The 7,962-nt window shown below is 39.1% G+C and carries 9 protein-coding genes; 8 read left to right on the top strand and 1 reads right to left on the bottom strand.

Annotated features, from left to right (window positions below):
* Nucleotides 1–88: 88 nt before the first annotated feature.
* From WMZ97_RS20545 to WMZ97_RS20515, 7 genes are all read left to right on the top strand, one after another.
* Nucleotides 89–340, top strand: a complete 252-nt coding sequence (locus tag WMZ97_RS20545; RefSeq protein WP_343273977.1) for a hypothetical protein — start codon at nucleotides 89–91, stop codon at nucleotides 338–340.
* A gap of 2 nt (nucleotides 341–342) precedes the next feature.
* A complete protein-coding gene (locus WMZ97_RS20540) occupies nucleotides 343–1,830 on the top strand; it encodes a sodium:solute symporter family protein (protein WP_343273976.1) in 1,488 nt (495 codons plus the stop codon).
* A gap of 710 nt (nucleotides 1,831–2,540) precedes the next feature.
* The gene (locus WMZ97_RS20535; RefSeq protein ID WP_343273975.1) at nucleotides 2,541–3,194 is read left to right on the top strand and encodes a hypothetical protein; all 654 of its coding nucleotides are present in this window, start codon (nucleotides 2,541–2,543) and stop codon (nucleotides 3,192–3,194) included.
* Nucleotides 3,195–3,290: 96 nt separating this feature from the next.
* Nucleotides 3,291–3,602: a DUF3221 domain-containing protein gene (locus WMZ97_RS20530; RefSeq protein ID WP_343273974.1), complete on the top strand. Its 312-nt coding sequence runs from the start codon at nucleotides 3,291–3,293 to the stop codon at nucleotides 3,600–3,602.
* Between the two features lie 481 nt (nucleotides 3,603–4,083).
* On the top strand, nucleotides 4,084–4,296 hold the full coding sequence (locus tag WMZ97_RS20525) for a hypothetical protein (RefSeq protein ID WP_343273973.1): 213 nt from the start codon (nucleotides 4,084–4,086) through the stop codon (nucleotides 4,294–4,296).
* A gap of 272 nt (nucleotides 4,297–4,568) precedes the next feature.
* Nucleotides 4,569–5,072, top strand: a complete 504-nt coding sequence (locus tag WMZ97_RS20520; protein ID WP_343273971.1) for a DNA topology modulation protein — start codon at nucleotides 4,569–4,571, stop codon at nucleotides 5,070–5,072.
* Between the two features lie 290 nt (nucleotides 5,073–5,362).
* The gene (locus WMZ97_RS20515) at nucleotides 5,363–6,778 is read left to right on the top strand and encodes an aspartate ammonia-lyase (protein ID WP_343273970.1); all 1,416 of its coding nucleotides are present in this window, start codon (nucleotides 5,363–5,365) and stop codon (nucleotides 6,776–6,778) included.
* 135 nt (nucleotides 6,779–6,913) lie between these two features.
* On the opposite strand, the gene WMZ97_RS20510 is transcribed toward WMZ97_RS20515, so the two are convergent.
* Nucleotides 6,914–7,324 carry a YugN family protein gene (locus tag WMZ97_RS20510; RefSeq protein WP_343273969.1) on the bottom strand — a complete coding sequence of 137 codons (411 nt, stop codon included), beginning with the start codon at nucleotides 7,322–7,324 and terminating at the stop codon, nucleotides 6,914–6,916.
* A gap of 186 nt (nucleotides 7,325–7,510) precedes the next feature.
* Here WMZ97_RS20510 and WMZ97_RS20505 point away from each other — a divergent pair, with 186 nt between their 5' ends.
* Entirely contained in the window at nucleotides 7,511–7,849 is a 339-nt protein-coding gene (locus tag WMZ97_RS20505) for a hypothetical protein (RefSeq protein ID WP_343273968.1), read from the top strand.
* The last annotated feature ends 113 nt before the right edge of the window (nucleotides 7,850–7,962 follow it).

Below are 7,962 nucleotides of genomic sequence, written 5' to 3'. Positions count from 1 at the left end.
TTCTAATAAGTAGTGAAGAAGTATTATTTAATTGTCAAAGAGCAAGAAAATCAATTTCTGAAACTTATTATACGAGGGAGGAACAGGTATGCAGCAATCGAAAAAGGAGCCGATTAAAAACGGAAAAATATGGATTGTATTCGGGATTTTACTGGCGTTAATCACCCCATGGTATTTTCCAAAAAGCTTTGGTGAAATTCTAATTTACGGAATACCGCTATGGGCCATCATTATTATTATTGCGTCCATCCTGTTATCGGCTTCTTTATCCTATGCCATTCGCTATCACTGGATGATAGAAGAAGAAAATGAAAAAGATGACATGAAGGGGGGTAATTAGGTATGGATTTGGCTTTCTCGGGTTGGTCAGGTGTCTTGATTTTGTTGGCATATGGTTTGCTTATGCTTGGAATCGGTGTCGTGACTTACCTGAAAAACAGAAATGTACATGAAAGTCTGGATGAGTACTATCTTGGTGGACGAGGACTCGGGGTCATGGTTCTGTTTTTCACTTTTTTTGCAACGCAATATAGCGGGAATACAGTTGTGGGTTATCCGGCTACAGCTTATCGTCAAGGATTTGAATACTTAGTATCTGTCCCTTATTTCATTATGATTATCATGGCCTATCTTTTATTCGCTCCCCGCTTGTATTCCATAGGGAAGAAATATAAATTAATCACGCCTGCCCAGTGGTTTGAAAAGCGATATAAATCGAAAGCTGTTACCATTTTGGCATCTTTGCTCATGCTTTATGGGTTAGGTAACTACTTGCTTGAACAATTGGTAGCAATCGGCCAGGGAGTCTCCGGATTGACCGGAGGGACGATTCCGTATCAGGTGGGTGTTATCTTCTTTGTCGTTATCATGTTGATTTATGGATGGCTTGGCGGGATGCGCTCTGTTGCCTATACGGATACGATGCAAGGAATTGCTTTGCTAGTTGGGATCTTTTTGCTTTTGATTGGATCTATCATTTATTTTGGTGGCTTACCAACATCTGCAGACTATATGCAAGCGTATTCGCCTGAGAAATTAGGAATACCCGATGCACCAGGTATCGTAAACTGGTTCAGTCTGCTTGTGTTGATCGGAATTGGTGCTGCGGTTTATCCGCATGCGATTCAACGGATATTCGCCGCGAAGAGTGAAAAAACACTAAAAAAATCTTTCAGCCGAATGGCGTGGATGCCGTTTGTAACTGCCGGGGTTGTGTTTATTATTGGAATTATTGGCATTAATGCTTTTCCAAATTTATCTACGGGTGATTCCGAGCAGCTGGTAGGAATGATGGCAAGCGGTATTGCAAGTCAACATGTGATTTTTTACTGGGCCATGATTCTCCTTTTTGGTGGAGTAATTGCAGCGATTGTGTCTACCGCCGATTCCGTATTACTGACATTTTCATCAATTATTTCCAATGATTTATACGGGAACTATATTAACCCGAAGGCATCCCAGCATAAAAAACTACTTGTCGGTAAACTCTTAGGTGTCGTTGCGGTAGCTGTTTTGATTATCATTGCCTGGTTCCCACCCGCTACGCTCTATGAAATTTTTATCTTGAAGTTTGAGTTACTGATCCAAATTGCACCAGGCCTGATTCTTGGATTATATTGGAACCGTCTGCAAGCAAAAATTGTTTTTGCTGGTATGGCTGCAGGTACATTGGTTGCCTCACTGATGACAATCTTTGGCGTTTCGATTCTTGGAGTTTCCAACGGATTATGGGGACTCCTGCTGAATACCGTCATCTGTATTGTCGGCAGTTTTGTCATAACTGTTTCGGAAGCGGAAGAAACACAAGCAAAAGAAGTAATCGGATTATAAAAGATGCGTTTTTCGTAAAAGAGACGAGACGAAGATAGAAGAACTGGAATGAATAGAAGGCATTTATGTACCATCGGGTCAGAGGTAATGCTTCTTGCCGATTTGTCTAAAAACAAAAGGAATTTATAATAGTAACGGGTTAAGTTAAGGGGGCTATGGTATACATCATCAAAAACTTAAAATGATTGAAGAAGGAGTGTTGTGAATAGCAACATTCCTTCTAGCTAATAAAGAAAGGAAAATGAATTCGCTGGACATTGTAATGATTGAACAAAATTTATTGCTTTCCAGCAGCAATGCTCGTATGATTACACCTCTAGCACTTCAGATGTGCTAGAGGTTTATTTTCGTTGTAAAATTTATATCGAAATAGCCGTATTTTTTTGAAGAAAAAAACTTCACATTCATGTACAATAATAATTAGATTGGATTATTTAAAGCAACAGTGCAAGTTTCGTTGAAAAGTAAACGCATATTTTTCAGTAGGGGAGAATAAGATTCCAGATCGACCTAAAGACCTTGCTTAAAACAGCAGGAAAACTTTCCGCTATTTACCGACAGAGGAGTAGGTCATTGGTCTTTCTTTGGAGTAAAGGTAAGCCGATCGAGAATAAGTGCGAAGCGATCGAGAACAGGTGCTAATTGATCGGGAAAACGGGCCGAACGATAGCAGAAATTATACGATGAAAAAATGACAGGGGATATGAATTATGAGAAAAATACTCATGCTCGTAGCTATTTTATTAACCACATCATTCGTGGTCATGGCTTGCGGTAATGATGCGGAACAAAGTGGAAGCAATGATAAGGAAAAAGAGAAGCAAACTGGAAAGGAAGAAGATAGTTCAGAAGAAAATGATTCTCCAGGCAAAAATGAAGATCATTCGGCATCTGCATCAGAATCAGAGAATACCGACGATGATGATACAGCCTCAGAAGAAAATAATGATTCAAATGATCAATCTACAAGCAAAGAGCAGGACGCATTGTCAGGCTATTCTTCTGATGAAATAGAATATGCCCGTGTGTGGTTGCAGCTTGGTCCGAACCAGGAGATAGATAAATTGTATGCGGACCAGATACCGGCTGGTGAACCACTTAATCCGAATGATGAGACGAGTGCCGATTATCCGGAAGATGTTGTTCAGCTGTCAGGCACACGCTTAGTGGATGGCGTGGTGACTTATAGCAGCAACGGAGATGGAACAATCAATGTGTATGAAGTTCCGAAACGTTGGGATGGCGAGAATCCTGCTGGTGAGGATACGTATCAAAAACTGATTGAAAATACAAATCAAGTATCCATTGACCCTGGTGACGATGAAGAGGTTGAAAAGTTTATTCAAATACTTGAGATGGATTAGATGCAAAATGGCATTTAGCGCTGATAAGGATGAGCGCTAATATACATACCAACTTTAAATCATAGCTTACTAACGTATGAATGGTGATAAAATTATATGAAACAGGTTATTTTATTCATCTTAATAAGTAGTCTGCTCGTTGCTTGTCATTCCACCGATAATCAAACCAATGACAAAAGCGAAGTAAGAGCAAGTTTTAAGGGAACAATCAAGGAAATTAACGGTCAGAAGGCACTTGTTGATGCTGAAGAAGGAAGTATTGCAGAGGGGCGTGTATTGGTTGATCTTTCCGTAAATCATGCACAAGCGTTTCAGGTTGGGGATAAAGTAAATGTAACATTCGATGGTACGGTTCTGGAATCAAATCCCGCTCAAATTAAAACAATTTTTGTGGAATGGATGGAGTAATAATAGTAGATACCTTATGCTGTTAACAATGATCCGGGATAAATACTCTTCCGGAATTGGGGCATTTGGTTGAATAATCCGTATCCATTTACGTTTTTAATAACCTGCATAGTGACTGCAAGAAACGCCACTTTAGCAGGTTATTGGGGATTAATGACAACAGTGTGCAAAGGGAAGGAGTTGATATCCTTGATCATTTTTGCAGAAATGTTGCGTATCATTTCTTACATAATACTTATTATTAGTGCAGCTTTCTATTTACGGCATTTACAAAAAACGAAAAAACAAAGAAAACTTTCAACTTTTGAATTCAGCATGTACATCATCATACAGATTGCATACGTTCTATTTGTCATTAGTTTGTTGATTTTAGTATTTACGCATTGATTGTGATTTATTTGTTGGGATGACATGCGCTTTTTTGTCAATCGGGGCCCCTTCCCTAAAACCGCAACAGTTTGCAGACATTTGGAGGCGTAGTATGTTTAAAAAGGATATTGGATTACCAATAGCTGTGTTTGCGTTTTTAACCGTAAAGCAATTGATTTTTAATAGCGAGATTCATTGGATAAATAATGCTGGATTTTCTGTTTTTTTCTATTTGTTTTATATTTTTTGGGAGTGGACAAAAACACCCTATAAGTGGAATGAAAAGAAAAAGAAAGATAGTGTTAATAACAGCCAAAGGTCATGATAATCGAATAACGTTGTGCCAGAATTTCACCATTTTATCCCGCCTTAGCGGGCAGTAAGACCCCCACTTTAAGATTTTAGGACGGAACAAAAAAGATAAGTGGGAACAACTGCATAACAAAGGTCTGATTATGTTTGGGTCTGCACGATGCAGGTCACAAAGGCGTTGCAACTCAGACGCCTGAGAACTTAGCCTTTGTTCCTCTACAGTGGGGTAAAAATGGAAGCCCCCACTGAATGAAGTTTCATTTTATTGAAGAAGGACGGGGTTTTATGAAAAAAATTATCCTAATTGGATCAGGAGGCTCGGGAAAATCAACATTGGCCAGACAATTAGGAGTCAAGCTAAAATTAAGGGTATATCATTTAGATGCCCTATTTTGGAAGCCAAATTGGGTAGGTGTTCCAAGGAATGAACAATGGGAGATACAAAATGAGTTAGTTAAAAATGAAAAATGGATTATTGATGGAAATTATGGTGGAACGATGGATATAAGGCTTCGTGCGGCAGATACAATAATCTTCCTTGATGTCCATCGAACAATCTGTGTTTATCGCGCCTTTAAAAGAATGTTGCAGTACAGAAATAAAACTAGACCAGATATGGGAGAGGGGTGTGCGGAAAGGTTAGATTTCGGCTTTCTAAAATGGATATGGAATTACCCGAAAGCAAAAAGACCAGAAATTTTAAAGAAGCTAGCACCATTATCTACAGAAAAACAAATTATCATTTTAAGAACCCCTAAACAAATTCGAAAGTTTTTAGAAGAAGTATAAAAATTCAAGTATCACATTCCATGGGTGCGATTCTGGAACAAAGATCAGCGTCCGATCTTGAAATAAAGGGTCAGATTGTTTAACAACTGTTTAATTGTGTAAAGAAAAGCTGTAATTAATGAGGACAGCTCCGGGTTTGTTTGAATATCTTCCTAATACTTTCCCCATCCGCTTTTTGTGTATTTACTCCATTTTGTTGACATTAAAACCCTTTTGCGTTAGTCTTTCAATGTCTATTAACAAGAATTCAAACTAGGATGAAATGGAACAAGAAAAAGGAGCATCATGACATGCACATGAGAATGGAAAAAGATAGCTTAGGAATGAAAGAAGTCCCAAAAGATGCTTATTATGGGGTGCAGACGGTACGGGCTTTGGAAAACTTTCCGATTACGGAAATCCCTGTACATAAAGAGCTCGTTCTTGGGCTTGCAGAGGTGAAAAAAGCAGCGGCATTAGCGAATATGCATACAGATATGCTTCCTGAACCAATTGGAAAGGCGATTGTGAAAGCCGCAGAAGAAGTAATCGCAGGTAAATTACTAGACCAGTTCGTCGTCGATTCGATTCAAGGTGGAGCAGGTACTTCCATTAATATGAATATGAATGAAGTGTTGGCCAATCGCGCTTTGGAGATGTTGGGAAGAGAAAAAGGGAATTATGATTTCTGTTCGCCAAATACGCATGTAAATATGTCTCAATCGACAAATGATACGATACCAACAGCTTTAAAAATTGCTTCTTACCGCATGGCTCAGGAATTGGCCACGACCATGACTGCGTTGAAAAAGGAATTTATCAATAAAGAAAATGAATTTCAGGATGTTTTGAAAATGGGGCGGACACATTTGCAAGACGCTGTTCCAGTTCGCTTGGGCCAGGAATTTGGTGCTTATTCTGAGGTGGTTGGCCGGGATATGAGAAGAATTGCGCAGGCAGCGGAAGAAATGTTGACTATTAATATGGGGGCAACTGCTGTTGGGACAGGCCTTAACGCCAAGCCAGAGTACATTGACAAGGTTACGGCACAATTGTCCGCACAGCTTGGTGTAAAGGTGCATTTGGCGAAAAATTTGGTCGATGGAACACAAAACACGGATGGATATACGACGTTATCAGCGGCATTGAAGGTGTCGGCACTTAACATGTCCAAAATTTGCAATGACATTCGCTTGATGGCGTCCGGACCGATGACGGGATTTCGGGAAATCAATCTTCCAGCTAAACAGCCTGGCTCGTCTATTATGCCGGGAAAAGTAAACCCGGTCATGATTGAAGTAGTGAACCAGGTTGCGTTTCAGGTAACGGGCAATGACCAATCGATCAGCATGGCCTCAGAAGCGGGGCAGTTTGAATTAAATGTCATGGGTCCAGTCATCATCCTTAATCTGCTGCAGTCATTAAAAGTTATGAGAAACGGGTTGGATGTATTTACACGCTATGCAGTCAGCGGAATGGAAGCCAATGTGGAGCAGTGCCGGGAGTATGTGGAAGAAAGTTACGGTATCATAACTGCATTGAACCCACATTTAGGATACGAAACAGCTGCACAAGTCGTCAAACAGGCGATCGAAACAGGGCTGACGATCAAAGAAATTTGCAAGGCGCACGACCTATTGTCAGATAAAGAATTGGATATCATTTTGGATCCGCGTGAAATGACTACTCCGGGCATCGCGGGAAGTCAATTTTTGGATACAAAATAAACAACATGTATGTGTGAAGGTACCTGTCACTTCCTGAATGATGTTATATATTTTGCTAAATGAGGTTAATTAAAATTTTGAACGTTTCATTTCTTAGCGCAATCATTTCGACAAAACTTGGGAAGTGACACCTAATCAACGTAATTTATCCAATATATCGCCAATCGCTTCTTCACCAAATTCTTGCCATTTGCTTTTATCGCGGATAAGACCATCCGTATCAAGAGGTTCCTGGAATTGACTCAAACCGGATGTTGTTAGTAACGAATTCTCATCCTTGTCGAGTCCAATATTAACAACATGTTTGATGACAAAGGGTTTTTGGAATTCGATCCATGCATCTTTTCTATCTAATTCACCTTTGAGTACTTGAAAAGGCATTCGGATATAAAACGTTTCTCCATTTTCTCGATGCATGACACTATCAAACATCCCGCTATCATATTCCCAATTGCCACCCATGTTAAAACCGTGCTTTTTCAGCGTTTTTTGGGCTTCCCCAAAAGACATTTGCTTGCCTTCCATATCCGTTTCCAAATGTAACATGAAACCACTCCTTCGTTCTTTTTCATAGTATTAACAGGAATGGAGACTACATACATAAATGTAATAATTAACTAAAATAAGGAAGTGATATCGATTAGATCCCTTTTAATTTTTCTATTAGTAATTTGTTTAATTGGTTGTTCGAACCAAGGTGATTCAGTAGATCAGAAGGAAGAAGCAAAAGTAATGCGTGTTTCTTTAAAAATTGTGGACAAAAAGGAAAATCAATACTATTACATGACTGTTGAACCTAAATCAAAAAAAACTGGCAAAACAGTTAATTTACTTACACCTGAAATTATAATAGCAAATGGAACTAAGAAAATACCTATTAAGGTAAATCCAAATACTACCTACTCGGTTCAAATCTCGGAAACTAATGTCAAGAGTATGGAAGAACTTTTAAGAAAACAAGCAGACGACAATGAAGAAAATCTAATCGGACCCGTTTTAAAGACTGTCCAATTTACAGCAGATGGTGAGACAAAACTATTAAAAGTCCATTTGAATAACCGTACAAATTAATTTCACTAAGCCTGCTATCTATTGACGACTATCTAATAAGGCGGTTTCGGTGCGGTTTTTTACATTCGTGAATCATTCGCAATACAGTTTTCTTTAGTTGAAAAAGAATGCCG

Source organism: Lentibacillus songyuanensis (assembly GCF_039548255.1).
Lineage (GTDB): Bacteria > Bacillota > Bacilli > Bacillales > Amphibacillaceae > Lentibacillus_C > Lentibacillus_C songyuanensis.
The sequence above is the reverse complement of the archived record's forward strand: the minus strand, read 5'-3'. Positions and strand labels throughout refer to the sequence as shown.